The sequence below is a fragment of the Enterobacter cloacae complex sp. IR53041 genome, assembly GCF_049238285.1.
Classification (GTDB): domain Bacteria; phylum Pseudomonadota; class Gammaproteobacteria; order Enterobacterales; family Enterobacteriaceae; genus Enterobacter; species Enterobacter roggenkampii.
Genome location: NZ_JBMKHB010000024.1, coordinates 22,983 through 38,994 on the forward strand (window position 1 = coordinate 22,983; position 16,012 = coordinate 38,994).

The 16,012-nt window shown below is 57.0% G+C and carries 15 protein-coding genes; 3 read left to right on the plus strand and 12 right to left on the minus strand.

Annotated features, from left to right (window positions below):
- Window positions 1-49 precede the first annotated feature (49 nt).
- A complete protein-coding gene (gene tpiA, locus ACOTXF_RS16790; RefSeq protein WP_003862019.1) occupies window positions 50-817 on the plus strand; it encodes a triose-phosphate isomerase in 768 nt (255 codons plus the stop codon).
- Window positions 818-898: 81 nt separating this feature from the next.
- Here the strand turns inward: tpiA and ACOTXF_RS16795 are convergent, their stop codons facing one another.
- The 6 genes from ACOTXF_RS16795 to cpxP all read right to left on the minus strand — a co-directional run bounded on the left by ACOTXF_RS16795 (window position 899) and on the right by cpxP (window position 7,016).
- Entirely contained in the window at window positions 899-2,203 is a 1,305-nt protein-coding gene (locus ACOTXF_RS16795; RefSeq protein ID WP_047745763.1) for an SLC13 family permease, read from the minus strand.
- A 73-nt stretch (window positions 2,204-2,276) separates the two neighbouring features.
- Window positions 2,277-3,020: a CDP-diacylglycerol diphosphatase gene (locus ACOTXF_RS16800; RefSeq protein WP_047745765.1), complete on the minus strand. Its 744-nt coding sequence runs from the start codon at window positions 3,018-3,020 to the stop codon at window positions 2,277-2,279.
- 107 nt (window positions 3,021-3,127) lie between these two features.
- Window positions 3,128-4,117: a sulfate ABC transporter substrate-binding protein gene (locus ACOTXF_RS16805; protein ID WP_021242803.1), complete on the minus strand. Its 990-nt coding sequence runs from the start codon at window positions 4,115-4,117 to the stop codon at window positions 3,128-3,130.
- Between the two features lie 209 nt (window positions 4,118-4,326).
- Entirely contained in the window at window positions 4,327-5,289 is a 963-nt protein-coding gene (pfkA, locus tag ACOTXF_RS16810; RefSeq protein ID WP_008501816.1) for a 6-phosphofructokinase, read from the minus strand.
- A 174-nt stretch (window positions 5,290-5,463) separates the two neighbouring features.
- On the minus strand, window positions 5,464-6,357 hold the full coding sequence (gene fieF, locus ACOTXF_RS16815; protein WP_008501817.1) for a CDF family cation-efflux transporter FieF: 894 nt from the start codon (window positions 6,355-6,357) through the stop codon (window positions 5,464-5,466).
- Window positions 6,358-6,509: 152 nt separating this feature from the next.
- The gene (cpxP, locus tag ACOTXF_RS16820; protein ID WP_047745768.1) at window positions 6,510-7,016 is read right to left on the minus strand and encodes a cell-envelope stress modulator CpxP; all 507 of its coding nucleotides are present in this window, start codon (window positions 7,014-7,016) and stop codon (window positions 6,510-6,512) included.
- A gap of 150 nt (window positions 7,017-7,166) precedes the next feature.
- Between cpxP and cpxR the strand changes: the two genes are divergently transcribed.
- Window positions 7,167-7,865, plus strand: coding sequence for an envelope stress response regulator transcription factor CpxR (gene cpxR, locus ACOTXF_RS16825; protein WP_006179159.1), 699 nt, complete (start codon window positions 7,167-7,169; stop codon window positions 7,863-7,865).
- Window positions 7,862-9,235 (plus strand): envelope stress sensor histidine kinase CpxA, encoded by a 1,374-nt coding sequence (gene cpxA / locus ACOTXF_RS16830; RefSeq protein WP_003862003.1) that lies wholly within the window; start codon window positions 7,862-7,864, stop codon window positions 9,233-9,235. Before cpxR ends, cpxA begins: the two co-directional genes overlap by 4 nt.
- Before the next feature lie 53 nt (window positions 9,236-9,288).
- Here the strand turns inward: cpxA and yiiM are convergent, their stop codons facing one another.
- The 6 genes from yiiM to ACOTXF_RS16860 all read right to left on the minus strand — a co-directional run bounded on the left by yiiM (window position 9,289) and on the right by ACOTXF_RS16860 (window position 15,916).
- Window positions 9,289-9,963, minus strand: a complete 675-nt coding sequence (yiiM, locus tag ACOTXF_RS16835) for a 6-hydroxyaminopurine reductase (protein ID WP_008501820.1) — start codon at window positions 9,961-9,963, stop codon at window positions 9,289-9,291.
- Between the two features lie 71 nt (window positions 9,964-10,034).
- Window positions 10,035-10,655 (minus strand): superoxide dismutase [Mn], encoded by a 621-nt coding sequence (gene sodA, locus ACOTXF_RS16840; protein ID WP_003861999.1) that lies wholly within the window; start codon window positions 10,653-10,655, stop codon window positions 10,035-10,037.
- Window positions 10,656-10,817: 162 nt separating this feature from the next.
- Window positions 10,818-12,083 carry an MFS transporter gene (locus ACOTXF_RS16845; RefSeq protein WP_126324927.1) on the minus strand — a complete coding sequence of 422 codons (1,266 nt, stop codon included), beginning with the start codon at window positions 12,081-12,083 and terminating at the stop codon, window positions 10,818-10,820.
- 44 nt (window positions 12,084-12,127) lie between these two features.
- On the minus strand, window positions 12,128-14,251 hold the full coding sequence (locus tag ACOTXF_RS16850) for an alpha-galactosidase (RefSeq protein ID WP_048962887.1): 2,124 nt from the start codon (window positions 14,249-14,251) through the stop codon (window positions 12,128-12,130).
- Window positions 14,252-14,354: 103 nt separating this feature from the next.
- Entirely contained in the window at window positions 14,355-15,350 is a 996-nt protein-coding gene (locus ACOTXF_RS16855; protein WP_023293607.1) for a LacI family DNA-binding transcriptional regulator, read from the minus strand.
- 17 nt (window positions 15,351-15,367) lie between these two features.
- Window positions 15,368-15,916 carry a helix-turn-helix domain-containing protein gene (locus ACOTXF_RS16860; protein ID WP_021242797.1) on the minus strand — a complete coding sequence of 183 codons (549 nt, stop codon included), beginning with the start codon at window positions 15,914-15,916 and terminating at the stop codon, window positions 15,368-15,370.
- Window positions 15,917-16,012 lie beyond the last annotated feature (96 nt).

Below are 16,012 nucleotides of genomic sequence, written 5' to 3' on the forward strand. Positions count from 1 at the left end.
ACAGGGTGGCCATATTCCTTAATTCGCTTATTGAGCGTGGAGAATTGAAATGCGACATCCTTTAGTGATGGGTAACTGGAAACTGAACGGCAGCCGCCACATGGTAAACGAACTGGTTGCGAACCTGCGTAAAGAGCTGGCTGGCGTGACCGGCTGCGCGGTTGCTATCGCTCCGCCGGATATGTACCTGGATCTGGCTAAACGTGCCGCTGACGGCAGCCACATCATTCTGGGCGCGCAGAACGTTGACGTTAACCTGTCTGGCGCGTTCACCGGTGAAACGTCCGCTGAAATGCTGAAAGATATCGGCGCGAAATACATCATCATCGGCCACTCCGAGCGTCGCACCTATCACAAAGAATCCGACGAGTTCATCGCGAAGAAATTCGCCGTGCTGAAAGAGCAGGGTCTGATCCCGGTTCTGTGCATCGGTGAAACCGAAGCAGAAAACGAAGCGGGCAAAACTGAAGAAGTGTGCGCACGTCAGATCGACGCAGTGCTGAAAACGCAGGGCGCAGCAGCGTTCGAAGGCGCGGTTATCGCTTACGAGCCAGTCTGGGCGATCGGTACCGGCAAATCAGCCACCCCTGCGCAGGCTCAGGCGGTTCACAAATTCATCCGTGACCACATTGCGAAAGCTGACGCCAAAGTGGCTGAGCAAGTGATCATCCAGTACGGCGGTTCCGTTAACGCGTCTAACGCTGCTGAGCTGTTCACCCAGCCAGACATCGATGGCGCGCTGGTTGGCGGTGCATCCCTGAAAGCGGACGCTTTTGCGGTGATCGTTAAAGCGGCAGAAGCGGCTAAACAGGCGTAATTGCCTTTGTGGCGGGTGGCGCTTTGCTAACCCGCCCTACGGTTCTGTAGGCCCGGTAAGCGTCAGCGCCACCGGGCTTTTTTACAGCCGTCCCAGCAGGCTAAACCACAGATAATCCAGCGGCAGCAGCACCATATACGTTGCCACCGCCAGCGCCAGACAGAACACCATCCCCGCCCTGGCAGGCACTTTCCCTAACCCCATCGCCACCACGATCGGCGACGCCTGATAGGGCAGCAGCGGCGTGGAATAGCCCAGCACCTGAATCATGATCACCGACAGCAGCGGGAAGCCGGTCGCATCCGAGAAGCTCTGCGCCAGGGTGGTATACAGCGCCGGAACGCCGTTGGCGGTCATGATGAAGTTGAGTGCGGTGGTAATACCGGTCAGCGCCAGGAAGCTGGTGAACGGTCGGTCTGCATCGAGCGGCATAATACGGAGCAACGCCTCGCCCACCGCCGTTCCGATACCGGTTTGCGTCACGACGATTGCCAGCCCCAGTATACCGGCAACGTAGATACAGGTGCGCATATTCACCCCCGCAGAAAACTCCTCCCCGGTGATAAAACCGATGCGCGGCAGCATAACGATGACCGACGCCGCCAGCCCGGTCCAGGCGGGCCCCACGCCGTGCCAGCTCTCCGTCACCCACATCCCCAGCACTATCGCCAGCAGCCAGGCAAGACGCTTTTCATCCCGGCCCATGGGTTCAGACGGCGCCTGTTCCTTCGGCGGTTTTGGGCTGCCGGGAAAAAGCCAGCAGATCAGGCCAATCAGGATCAGGCCTTTGAGAATGCCCAGCACCGGCGTGTGCAGCAGCAGATACGGGACATAGTTCAGATGGATGCCGTACGAGCCTTCCGCCGCACCGCTCATCACCAGGTTAGGCACGTTAGCGGGCAGAATCGTCGCCGAAAGCTGGAACGTCCCGAACCCTACCGCCAGCGCCAGACCAAACCAGGCGCGGGAGCCGTCTGCGATACCGGCGCGTTTCGCCATTGCGGCGACAATCGGCATCAGCAGCGCAATACGCCCCATATTCGATGGCATCACAAACGCCAGCGCATAGCTCAGCAGCACCACGCTAGCAACCATTAATACCCAGGAGTCGGTGAGCTTTGCTGACAGCGCCCGGGCGGCCCGGTCCGCCAGCCCGGTTTTACGTATCGCCACGCCGAGCACGAATCCGCTGAAGACCAGCCAGAAAGCCGACGAGGCAAAACCACCGAAGATCGTCTCCGGCGGGGCGATCTTCGCGGTCATTGCCGCCGTGAAGAACAGCAGCGCGGTAATGAACTCAGGCAATAGCGACGTCGCCCATAGTACGATGGTGACGCCCACAATCAGTGAAGGCAGCAACAGAGGATACGTTGACCAGAGCGACATACCTGTCTCCTGTAGAATTTTTCAGCAAGTCTACGGCGACAGGCAGGGCGAGTAAACGCTATTTATGGTGGGGTCAATTCAGGATAGCGCATTGATGATCCTGCAGTTCCTCAGCAGACGCGCGGTTAAGCATCAGCAGGTTGCGCTCGGTGGCCAGTAACACAAACGAACCATCTGACTGCTGCGCCATTGCCAGCGCGAAGCGTCCCATATGGTCGCGCGCTTCCGGCAGCTCTTCAGCCAGCATCATGAACGGGCTGCGCTGCACCAGTTCATTCTCCGTCACCCGACGAGCAAGATACTCATGCCCTTCCAGGCCGCCAGGAAGGGGCAGCCACTGGGTGCTGATTTCTCCCTGTGCGGCGTTGAGCTTCTCGCGCACGTCCGGGCGCAGGCAGGAGATATGAATGTGAAAATGGTTCTGCGTGCGCCCTGTCGGCGAGTTAATCGTCAGTGAAATGGCGCTGTCGGGCACCTCGCTTCCACGCTTCAGGGTCATAAAGCTACGCGACTGCCAGGCCAGCCAGAAAAAGTTCGGCGTATGCGCTTCGGTCAACAGCGGGCTTTCGGTGCCGTTGATGCGATATGTCGGCATCAGCAGGTATTGCAGCGGCCCGTTGCGGTCTTTAAAGACTACATAGCCTGCGTCAGGCTTCACCTGCGCACACGGTGCCGGGTTACGGTGTTGCAGTTGATTCGGCAGGCACTGGTCGAGAACGATATGTCGCAACGCATTCGGATTACCCGCTTTCACCCAGTACCAGCCGCCAGCGGCAAGGGCGATGACAATGAGGATCAATAAGATAATTTTTTTCACAACGCGTTCCCTGTTTTCAATAGAGGCAAAAGAGTAACGCAAAATGATGACCAAATAAAAAACCCGGCGGATTTCTCACGCCGGGTCACCGTGTCGTTTATTTATGTTCAGCGCTGGCTGATCTGGTCAAAGGTGCCGCCGTTAGAGAAGTGCTCTTTCTGCGCTTTCGTCCAGCCACCGAAAACATCATCAATGGTGAAGAGCTTCAGTTTCGGGAATTCGCCGTCATATTTCTTCGCCACAGCCGCATCGCGTGGACGATAGAAGTTCTTCGCTGCAATCTCCTGACCTTCCGGCGAGTAGAGGTACTTCAGGTAGGCTTCCGCCACCGCTTTGGTGTCTTTCTTTTCCACCACTTTATCGACCACGGAAACGGTCGGCTCAGCCAGAATAGATTCGCTTGGGGTCACGATCTCAAACTTATCTTTACCCAGTTCGTTGGTCGCCAGCAGGGCTTCGTTTTCCCACGCAATCAGCACGTCACCAATGCCGCGCTCCACGAAGGTGTTGGTTGCACCGCGCGCGCCGGAGTCCAGCACTTCCACGTTTTTGTACAGCGCTTTCACGAACTCCTGGGCTTTAGCCTGGTCACCGTTGTTGTGGTGCAGTGCATAGCCCCAGGCGGCCAGATAGTTCCAGCGTGCGCCGCCGGAGCTTTTCGGGTTAGGGGTAATAACTGACACGCCCGGCTTAATCAGGTCATTCCAGTCATGGATCTGTTTCGGGTTGCCTTTACGTACCAGGAAAACGATGGTCGAGGTGTAGGGCGCGGAGTTATCCGGCAGGCGTTTGATCCAGTTTTTGTCGATACGGCCACGCTCGGCGATCGCGTCAACATCGTAGGCCAGCGCCAGGGTCACCACGTCGGCTTCAATACCGTTGATGACGGAGGTCGCCTGCTTGCCAGAACCACCGTGAGACTGGCGAACCACGACATTGTCGCCGGTTTCCTGCTTCCAGTGTGCCGCAAACGCTTTGTTGTATTGTTCATACAGTTCACGCGTCGGGTCGTATGACACGTTCAGTAACTGGATATCCTTAGCCAGAACGCTGGTCGATGCCAGCAATAATGTTAAACCCACGCCCCATTTATTCATCGCCCAGCTCTCTTGTGTAGTGTTTTGATGAATGCAGCGTGCCAGAAAGCGAATCGAGGATTAAAGAATAAAAAAAGATTGGCTATAACGTAGTGGAATAAAAAAGCGTGCACGCATAAAAAAGCCGGGTGGCGGCTACGCCTTACCCGGCCTACGAGTCGTGCTTTTGTAGGCCCGGTAAGCGCAGCGCCACCGGGCAACAGAGCCAATCAGTACAGTTTTTTCGCGCAGTCCAGCCAGTCACCTTTGAACGGACGCTTCATGTTTTCAATCGCGTCGATGATGTCATGGTGAACCAGTTTCTCGTTCTGAATACCGACGCAGCGGCCGCCGTGGCCCTGCAGCAGCAGTTCGATTGCGTACGCGCCCATACGGGACGCCAGAATACGGTCGTACGGGCCAGGGGAACCGCCACGCTGGATGTGCCCCAGTACGGTTGCACGGGTTTCACGCTTGGTTTCGGTTTCGATGTACTTCGCCAGCTCGTCTACGTCACAGATGTGCTCGGTGATAGCCACGATCGCATGTTTTTTGCCTTTCGCGATGCCCGCTTTGATTTCAGCTACCAGATCTTCACGGCTGAACTCCACTTCCGGAACCACGACAAACTCACAACCACCCGCAATTGCCGCAGCCAGGGTCAGGTCACCGCAGTAACGCCCCATCACTTCAACGATAGAGATACGCTGGTGGGAGGAAGAGGTGTCACGCAGGCGGTCAATCGCTTCCACAACGGTGCCCAGCGCGGTGAAGTAACCGATGGTGTAGTCGGTGCCTTTGATGTCGTTGTCGATGGTGCCCGGCAGGCCGATGCACGGGAAGCCCATTTCAGTCAGACGTTTTGCACCCATGTACGAGCCGTCACCGCCGATAACCACCAGGGCGTCCAGTCCACGTTTTTTCATGTTCTCGATAGCCACTTCACGAACGTGTTCATCACGGAATTCCGGGAAGCGCGCAGACCCAAGGAAGGTACCGCCACGGTTGATCATGTCAGACACGCTGTAACGGTCGAGCTGAACCATACGGTCTTCATACAGACCCAGGTAACCATCATAGATACCAAAAACTTCCAGACCTTCCGTCAGCGCCGCGCGGACAACCCCACGAATTGCCGCGTTCATGCCCGGCGCATCACCGCCGCTTGTCAACACACCGATTTTCTTAATCATGACTACCTCTGAACTTAGGAATGCAAAATTGAAATCTGTTGCCGGAAGAAACTTATCGACCAACGAATACTGCAAATAGTATATCAATCCCTTCCAGCTGAATTGATTCAGGTCAGACCAAATGGCGGTAATTTATACACAAAATGCTGGCCTGGCTCACTTTTTTACAACGAATTACGAAAGCCCAACATGTCCGGGTACAACCGAGCAGGGATCCTGGTGAATGATGACGTCTGAACCAGGAAAACGCTGCAAAATCGCCTGCTCGACCTGCTCAGCAATCACGTGAGCCTGAACCAGTGGCAGGTTGTCTTCCATTTCAATATGAATCTGAATAAAGCGGGTCGGCCCTGACTGCCGCGTTCGAAGATCGTGTGCACCGCTGACGCCGGGCCAGGCGGTCACGATAGAAAAAATTTCATTACGTTCTGAGTCCGGGAGGGCGCGGTCAAGCAGCGATTGCACTGCTTCATACCCCATCCGCAGGGCGCTATATAAAATATAGATACCAATCCCTAACGCAAACAACGCATCGGCCCGATGCCAGCCATACCAGGCCAGACCGAGCGCAATAAGAATAGCCCCATTCATCATAACATCAGATTGATAATGAAGCATATCCGCCCGTACGGCCTGACTTTGCGTTTTGCGTACCACCCAGCGCTGGAACGTTACCAGAACAAGTGTGCAAATAAGTGCAACGACCGTTACAACGACGCCGACGCCGGGATCGTTCATTGGTGTCGGCGAGACGAGATGCTGAATGCCGGTGAGAAACAGGAACAGCGCAGAACCGGATATAAACATGCTTTGCGCCAGTGCGGCCAGCGACTCCGCTTTACCGTGCCCAAAGGTGTGCTCTTCATCCGCTGGCTGCAGCGAGTAACGGACGACCAGCAGGTTGGTCAATGAGGCGGCAATGTCCATCAGCGAATCCACCAGCGCCGCCAGAATACTGACCGAGCCGGTATACCACCAGGCAAAGATTTTAATCAGTAACAGGCTGGATGCCATGACGGTCGCCGCGATGGCGGCCCGGCTGACCAGTCTTCCATAGGATTGATTCATAAACGCTCCTGTCATGTCATGCCGCTAGTATAACGGAAGCATGTGGAGTCGAAGGATGAATAAACGGTTAACAAACAGAATGTGGGGCAAAAAAAACCCCCACATCATGTGGGGGAAGACAGGGATGGTGTCTATGGCAAGGAAAACAGGGTTTACTGGTTACTACGGGTACTGCTATTGCTACTGAAAAACGAGGTTTCTGAGCTTCGCTGCATCCGTGCAACCTCACGCAGCTGATCCATACGCTGCTGATGTTTGGTGTTCAAAACCGCTTGCTGCTCCGGCGTTAGCAGGTGGAACATCTGGTTGCGGACCTTCGCCATCTCTACCTGGCGAGCAACCTGTTCCTGTACCATTTTTTCGGCCTGAGCGCGCACAGCGCTTTCGTCAAAATTTTCTGCGGTGACAAGGCGATGCATTGTCTCCATTTCGCTAACATTAACAGGGGGCTGGTCGTGTCTCGCCCTCTGCATCAGATCTCGCATCTGTTGACGCTGATGTTCGGTTAAACTTATGCCGTCAAACATATGGCTTTGGCTACTGTGCTGCGTTGCGCCCTCTTGTGAGGAACCGTTATCGCTGATGATAGCTACAGCAGCCTGGCTAAACGCACTGAACGCCAGCGTTGAGGCCATGACGGCAGCGGTAACTTTGCGCATCACTTGCTCCCAAAATCTTTCGTGTCGCGATTCAACGAGAGACAGTCTACGATTCAGGCTGCAAACATGCGTCAGGGGGTGTAAAACAACGTAAAGTCATGGATTAGACAGCCTTGATGTCGTAATTTCTGCCTCGGAGGTATTTAAACAATGAATAAAATCCTGTTAGTTGATGATGACCGAGAGCTCACATCCCTTTTAAAGGAGTTGCTCGACATGGAAGGTTTCAACGTCCTGGTTGCCCATGATGGCGAGCAGGCGCTGAGTCTCCTTGACGACAGCATCGATTTACTTTTGCTCGACGTGATGATGCCGAAGAAAAACGGCATTGATACGCTGAAAGAGCTTCGCCAGACACACCAGACCCCCGTTATCATGCTGACCGCACGCGGCAGCGAACTCGACCGCGTACTCGGCCTTGAGCTGGGCGCGGATGACTATTTACCGAAGCCGTTTAACGACCGCGAACTGGTCGCCCGTATTCGCGCGATCCTGCGTCGTTCCCACTGGAGCGAGCAGCAGCAGAATACCGACAACAGCTCGCCAACGCTGGAAGTGGACTCCCTGAGCCTGAACCCGGGCCGCCAGGAAGCGAGCTTTGATGGCCAGACGCTCGAACTCACCGGCACCGAGTTCACCCTGCTGTATCTGCTGGCACAGCACCTCGGCCAAGTGGTATCGCGTGAACATTTAAGTCAGGAAGTGCTGGGCAAGCGTCTTACCCCGTTTGACCGCGCCATCGACATGCACATCTCTAACCTGCGCCGTAAGCTGCCGGAGCGTAAAGACGGTCACCCATGGTTTAAAACCCTGCGTGGTCGCGGTTATCTGATGGTTTCCGCTTCATGATAGGAAGCTTAACCGCCCGCATCTTCGCCATCTTCTGGTTGACGCTGGCACTGGTTTTAATGCTCGTACTGATGTTGCCAAAACTCGACTCACGCCAGATGACGGAGCTGCTCGACAGCGAGCAACGTCAGGGCGTGATGATCGAGCAGCACGTGGAAGCCGAGCTGGCAAACGATCCGCCAAACGATTTGATGTGGTGGCGCAGGCTATTTCGCGCTATCGACAAGTGGGCGCCGCCCGGACAACGCCTGCTGCTGGTGACCAGCGAAGGCCGCGTGATTGGCGCCGATCGCAATGAAATGCAGATCATCCGCAACTTCATTGGCCAGGCAGATAATGCCGATCACCCCCAGAAGAAAAAATATGGCCGCGTAGAGATGGTGGGGCCGTTCTCCGTCAGAGATGGCGAGGATAACTATCAGCTCTACCTGATTCGCCCCGCGAGCAGCTCCCAGTCCGATTTTATCAACCTGCTGTTTGACCGCCCTCTCCTGCTGCTGATTGTCACGATGCTGGTCAGCTCGCCGCTGCTGTTATGGCTGGCGTGGAGCCTGGCAAAACCCGCACGTAAGCTGAAAAACGCCGCCGACGAAGTGGCGCAGGGCAACCTGAGGCAGCACCCGGAACTGGAGTCCGGACCGCAGGAGTTCCTGGCCGCCGGGACCAGTTTTAACCAGATGGTGAGCGCGCTCGATCGCATGATGACGGCCCAGCAGCGCCTGCTGTCGGATATCTCGCACGAACTGCGTACCCCGCTCACGCGCTTACAGCTTGGCACCGCCCTGCTGCGCCGCCGCAGCGGAGAAAGCAAAGAGCTGGAGCGCATCGAAACCGAAGCGCATCGTCTGGACAGCATGATCAACGACCTGCTGGTCATGTCGCGCAATCAGCAGAAAAACGCGCTGGTGAGCGAAACGGTGAAAGCCAATCATCTGTGGCATGAAGTGCTGGATAACGCGGCGTTCGAAGCGGAGCAGATGGGCAAATCCTTCACCGTTAACTTCCCGCCGGGTCCATGGCCGCTGTACGGTAACCCCAACGCGCTGGAAAGCGCGCTGGAAAATATCGTGCGTAACGCCCTGCGCTACTCGCACACGAAGATTGAGGTGGCGTTCTCGGTGGATAAAGACGGGATCACCGTCATCGTCGACGACGACGGTCCTGGCGTCAGCCCGGAAGACCGCGAGCAGATCTTCCGTCCGTTCTACCGCACCGACGAGGCGCGCGACCGGGAATCGGGCGGTACGGGACTGGGGCTGGCGATTGTGGAAACCGCCATGCAGCAGCACCGCGGCTGGGTGAAAGCCGACGACAGCCCGCTGGGTGGGCTGCGGTTAACGCTGTGGCTACCGTTGTATAAGCGTTCGTAGCTGTTAGTGCCGGGTGGCGGCTTCGCCTTACCCGGCCTACTTTTTACGGAGGGCTATTTACCCCACAATCTCCGGGAATTATCCTCGATCTTGCTGCTTAAACGCCGTTTCTGCATCGTTCTTGTCCAGCTGGTCGACAGCCCCGCCGCCGACAGCAGGCGATGATACTGCTCGTCATCAAACGGCATATGCCACGCAATGGCGCAGGCGTCGTAAACAGACACCTCACTCAGGCGTGATACCAGCTCAAGCGGCGCATCCGCTGAAACCTGCCCAGCCAGCACCACCCGGTACAGCCAGCCGGTTTTACCCGCGCTTTGCATCTGAGCCGACATGTCATGAATGCCGAAATGGTAGTTGAGCTTGAAGCACGGCGAGCGCGGCTGCGTCACCTGAATCAGGGCATCGCCCCAGCGGTAGATATCACCAATAAACACGTTCTTTTCGGTGAGCCCTTCGGTGGAGAGGTTTTCACCAAACGCGGGAGCAACGAAGAGATCCGCCTGCTCGGGGAACTCCGCCTTCCAGTGCTGATAGTGCTCGCGCGGATAGTGGCACAGCGCGCGCTCCGGCCCGCCGTGGATCTTCTTTTCGGCCTGCTCGTCGCCCGCAAGCCCGAGGTCGGTTAACGTCAGCTCACCGTCGACCTGAATTTTGGCGATGGCGCTCGGGCGGCTGCCGTCGTACTCCCTTACCTTGCCTGTAAATACATTCACCGGATAATGCATCGCTGCCTCCATTACGCAGATACAAAAAAAGCGAGCCATCAGACTCGCTTCTCACAGGCGTCAATGCAACCTTATTTTTTAGCGGCGAAACGCGCTGCTGCTTCGTCCCAGTTCACCACGTCCCAGAAGGCTTTGATGTAGTCCGGGCGACGGTTCTGGAATTTCAGGTAGTAAGCGTGTTCCCACACGTCCAGACCCAGGATTGGGAAGCCGGATGCGCCAGAGATCGCTTCACCCATCAGCGGGGAGTCCTGGTTCGCGGTAGAAACCACGGCCAGTTTGTCACCTTTCAGTACCAGCCACGCCCAGCCAGAGCCGAAGCGGGTTGCAGCGGCTTTCTCGAATTCCGCTTTGAAGTTGTCAACGGAACCGAAGTCGCGCTCGATAGCCGCTTTCAGGTCGCCCTGCAGGGTAGTACCGGTTTTCAGGCCTTTCCAGAACAGGCTGTGGTTAGCGTGACCGCCCGCGTTGTTGCGCAGCACGGTTTTCTTGTCCGCTGGCAGCTGGTCCAGCTTGGTGATCAGCTCTTCAACAGGCAGGTTAGCGAACTCAGGCAGGCTTTCCAGCGCGGCGTTCGCGTTGTTCACGTAGGTCTGGTGGTGTTTAGTGTGATGGATTTCCATCGTCTGCTTGTCGAAATGCGGTTCCAGTGCGTCGTAGGCATACGGCAGGGATGGCAGTGTATAACTCATAATCCTCTCCATTATTGTCGGGCGGCACAGCTGTTAATGCCGCGTAAGCAGTTGGTTCATTATAGTTAATTAAATGATATTGAAAATGATTATCAATGCCGTAGTTTTTATAAGGTTATTCATTTTTTGACCAACGCCGGAATAGTGAATGGGTTCAGGGTGTTAATGGACTTCTAGCGCCTTATTGCCCGCCGCTATCTCCTCCCTGCTGCTGAGCGTAAACGCCGACACCACCGTAATCGCCAGCACGAAACAGCCCAGCATCAGGTACGTCTCCTGGAAACCGATCCGGTCATACATATTTCCGGCAAACGCGGAGAGAAAAATCGCCGCCGACTGTTTCGCGAACTGGAAGCCAATCAGATAGATAGTCGCCGAAAGTCGCGTATCAAACACCCCGGTGATGTACTTGAAGGCCCCCACCAGCAGGAACGGCACCTCCAGCGCGTGCAGCATCTTCAGGGCAATCACTTCTACGGCGGTGGTGGCAAACGACGAGCCGATAATGCGCGTCGCCATAATCACCCCGGCGATGAGCAGCGTGTTTTTCGCGCCGATGCGGTTAATGATCCACGGTGAACAAAACATGATGATCGCATTGCAGATTTCCCCGGCAGTGGTCGCAAAACCAAAGGCGCGAGTGCCCTCCTGCGGCGTGGCGAAGAACGTTTTGAAGAAGGTAGCAAACTGCTGGTCGAAGACGTCGTAGACGCAGGCCACGCCAATCACGTACAGAATAAACATCCACATTCTGCGCTGACGGAACAGGCTAAAGACCGTTTTCGCGGTGATCTGCGGCTGGTTGGCACCCAGCGCATTCATCACCTGCGCCGTCTGATTGGGTCTTGGCTTTGCGACCACCAGCAACAGCATCAACAGCAGCGCCGCCGCCGAACCCATCCAGAAAACATACGACGGATCGATGCCGAACAGGATCCCGCCCGTGGAGGCGCACAGCCCCCAGCCGAGGCAGCCAAACATGCGCGCCTTGCCGTACTCAAAGAAACTTTTACGGCTCACGCGTTCAATGTAGGCCTCAATGGCTCCTGAGCCCGCCGAAAAGACAAAGCCGATATAAATGCCGCCGCTCAGCGCGCCCAGCCAGATGTTGGCTTTCAGTAACGGCGCAAAGACGTAGAGGAAGAAAGGGGCAAACAGGAACAGCAGCACGGAGATGATCCACAGCAGGTGTTTTTTCAGCCCCAGTTTATCCGAGATCACCCCAAGCACCGGCTGGAAGGCAATGGCCGAGAGTGAGATGCAGGAGAAGACGATGCCGGTATGGGTTTTATTGAGGCCGATGATATCCGACAGCCAGATCGGCAGGAACGGAAAGCAGGTGGCCATGATGAAAAAGTAGAGAAAGAAGAACAGCCCGAAAATCCAGAAATTAGGGTTGTCTTTGTGGGTACAGGTTGTTGTGTTCATTATTTTTATCCTCAACGGAGGGCCAGTTTCCCGGCCCGTCACCTTTACACGCGTTCCACGCCAATCAGGATGGCGCTTTCCGGATCGAGAATCGGCAGCGCAATGCCCGCCTGCATCAGCCACTCACCGCTCGCCGTTTGCGGCGTTTCCATCCATGCCGGCAGCTTGCGCATGGTATGGCCTCCCTCACCGGTGATGCGAATCTCAGGGTGATCGAGCAGCGAAATACGATACTGCGCGCTGGCCTCAAGCCCCGGCATGCGCAGCGGCATCATCAACGTGTAGTCCGGCATGGCGAGCTGGCTGACGATAAACAGTCCCTGCGTTTTATCTTCGCTCACAATACCCTGTGCCAGCGTAGTGGCATCCGGCATATCCACGCGCCAGTGGGTGCCCTGATGGATAACCTCGCGCCACTGCTTATACAGCGCGGCGTAACGGCGATAACCTTCGCGCTCCTGCTCATCAACGGTGAGGGGATCCAGTTCCAGCCCCATATGGCCAAACAGGGCCGTCAGACCGCGGAATTCAATGCTGTGCTGGCGGAAGGTGGCGTGGCATTTATGATGACCGATATGCGCCCCCATCACCTCCGGCGGGAAGAAGTAGCTCATGCCGCGCTGGATAGCGTTGCGCTCCAGCGCATCGTTGTTGTCCGAGGCCCAGAAGCGGTGGCAGCGCGTCAGCACCTCATAATCAATTCGCCCCCCACCGGAGGAGCAGGATTCAAATTCGACGTGCGGGAAACGCTTGCCCAGCACGTCCAGCAGACGATAAAACTGGCGGGTTTGCGCGTCAGCGGCGGCCTTCCCGTCGTGACCCGGCTGCACCAGCTCACGGTTCATGTCCCACTTCACGTAGTCGACCTCATGTTCACCCAGAAGCCAGCTCATGCGCTCCACCAGGTAATCAAACGCCTGCGGAATGTTCAGGTTAAGCACCAGCTGGTGCCGCCCGGTATGTAGCCTGTAGCCGGGCAACGCCAGCACCCAGTCGGGATGCGCACGATAAAGATCGGAATCCGGGTTAATCATCTCCGGCTCAACCCAGATGCCAAACGCCATGCCGAGCTGTTTCACATGGCTGATGACCGGCGTGAGGCCGTTCGGGTACTTCTTCTCGTCCAGATACCAGTCACCCAGCGCGGCGTAGTCGTCGTTGCGACCTTTGAACCAGCCGTCGTCGATGATAAAGCGCTCCACGCCCAGCGCGGCCGCCTCGTCGGCCATGCGCATGATGTAGTCCGGGTCGTGATTAAAGTAGATGCCTTCCCAGGTATTGAGGTGGACCGGGCGCGGTTTGTTTTCGGGGAAGCGGATAACGTTGTCGCGAAGGTAATGGTGAAACTGCTGGCTCATGCCGTTCAGGCCCTGCGCGGAGTAGCTTGCATACAGGCGCGGCGTCCAGAGCGTGTCGCCCACCTCAATCGCCATTTCGCCCGGCAGGTAGAGGGCTTCAGCCTGCAGATAGCGGCGGCCGTCGGTTTTGGCTTCCGCACGCAGGCGGTGGTTGCCGCTCCAGCCCAGATGCACGCCCCAGACGTCGCCGTGCATTTCGCTGAATGACGGCGTACCGGCAATCAGCGCCGGGAAGTGCTCGTGGGAGGTTTTACCCCGGCGGTTTTCAATCACAAAGCTGTCGTGCTCAAGCGTCACGCGGTGCGGCTGAAATTCCCGGATCCAGCGTCCGTGGAAGGCGAGGACCTCCCGCGCGCGTTCGGCCACGGGTAGCGTTATGGCAAAACGGTCCACCTGCCACGCCTGCGCTTTCAGGTTGGTTAAGCCGTGACGCACCGCCAGCACGCCGCTGGCGTCCAGCGCCAGCTCGCTGGTCAGCCGCAGGCCCGCATGTTCATCTTCTGCCGTAATCGTCAGGGTTTGCCCCTGCTGATGGACGTCTGTGGTGCCAAAGACAGGTGAACCGTCCAGGCCCAGACGATGCCCTTCAATACCGGGTGACCCAAACAGGCCGTGCCCCAGCTCGGCCATCAGCGTGACCGGAGAATCAACATCCAGCCTGCCGTTGGCAACTGGCCGGGAAAGGGTTTCAGCATTCTGCGGCGAAAAGTTCTGAAGATGCGGCCCCCAGTAGATAATTTCGGCGAACGGGTGCGTTTTTATCACCACATCTACCGTCGCGCTTTCGAGTCGTAAAATGGAATCTTGCATCAGACATCTCCTGTCATGGGATGCCTTGAGTTTTGATCCGAAACGTTTCGGATACAAACCAAAACGTTTCGGATTTGTGATCGGGTTTAGAAAATGGAGAGATTCAGGCCGTCTGGCCGGGAGAGAATTCGGGCTGCCAGAGTACCTGGAGCTGCTCAATCGCCTCGCCGTTGATCAGCTGGCGAACCATATCGGCAATCTGTTTCCCGACGCCCTGACGGGTGGACTGGATCACTGCCGCCACGTCAGCATCGACGATGCTGTCCTGCGGAAGCCCGTCATAAACCACCAGCGCAACGGCGTTCTCGCCGGTCAGGCGGCCCAGCTCCGCCAGCGCCATCGCCGCGCCGTCGCCGTGAGTGTTGCAGTCGGTAATGATGGCCGTGGGCGGCTGCGACAGCGAGAGAAGCTCTTTCGTGGTGGCATACCCCACCCGGCGTGAAGGGGGCATGGCGCGCAGCCATTCGCTGGAAAGCCCGGCTTCCCGCAACGCGTCCAGATAGCCCTGACGGCGCTGGGTGATGAATGCCTGATTGTTGCTTTCGCCCAGCAGGGCAATGCGCTGATGGCCTTTCCCGATCAGCCAGCGGGTCGCATTGTACGTACCGGCATAGTTGTCGAAGTCGAACCACGCGTACGGCTGCGGCAGCTGGCTGCGACCAAGCGCCAGAAAGGGGAATCCGGCGGCCTGCAGCTGCTCAAGTCGCGGATCGCGATCCAGCGTGTGTGCGACAATCAGCGCATCCACGCGGCGGCTTTGCACCATGCGCATATAGCTGTGTTTATCGGCCAGATCGTCATCGGCAATCAGCAACAAATCGATTTCATGTCGCGCCAGTTCGTGGCTAATTTCGCCGACCATGTCCATAAATACGCTGTTATTGAGCGGAACAGGATGGACCGGGAACACCAGCCCAACGGCGTCAATTTTGCCCATCTTCAGGCGGCGGGCGAAGGTGTTAGGCCGATAGCCGCGTCGCTGGGCTTCCGCTTCTACGCGAGCGCGCGTCTCGGCGGAGACGTCGTCATATCCGTTGAGGGCGCGGCTGACGGTGGTGACCGACAGCCCCAGTTCTTTGGCAATGGCTTTAAGCGACATGAGTTTCCGTATCTCTGTTAGTTTTGTTCCGCCACCAGCAGCGCGTAAGTGTCTGGCTCCAGGGCCTTAAAGATGTGCGGCTGGTCGGCGGGATAACAAATGTAATCCCCTGCGCCGAGCTCTTCCGCCGCGTCGAGCAGGCCGACCAGCGCCCGCCCCTGCGTCACAATAATATGTTCAACCGAGCCCGGTGGATGCGGCTGAGAAAGACGGTCTGCGCCCGGTTGGGTCATCAGAAGATAGACATCGCGGCGTGCGCCGGGAGGGCATGCTGCCAGTAAAATGGCTTCATAGTTAGCCTCTCCAGCCACCACTTTTGTCCCTTCTCCACGGCGGATCACCTGCGTGGTCGGTAGCTGCGGCTCAAGCAAGCGGGCGAAAGGAATATCCAGCGCCACGCAGAGCGACCACAGCGTTTCCAGGCTAGGGTTACCGTTGCCGGACTCCAGCTGGGAAAGCGTGGATTTTGCGATCCCGGCACGGCGGGCAATTTCCGCCAGTGAAAGCCCGGTTCGCAGGCGTTCTCGCACCAGACTTTTGGCGATCAGGCTGATCGGCTGCGTCATATAACGGCCTCTTGTTCTATAAAACGAACGAATCGTTCGTCTTGAAAATCAGTTTCGTTGCGTTCATTATAATGGATACACGTTCGATATGGCTAA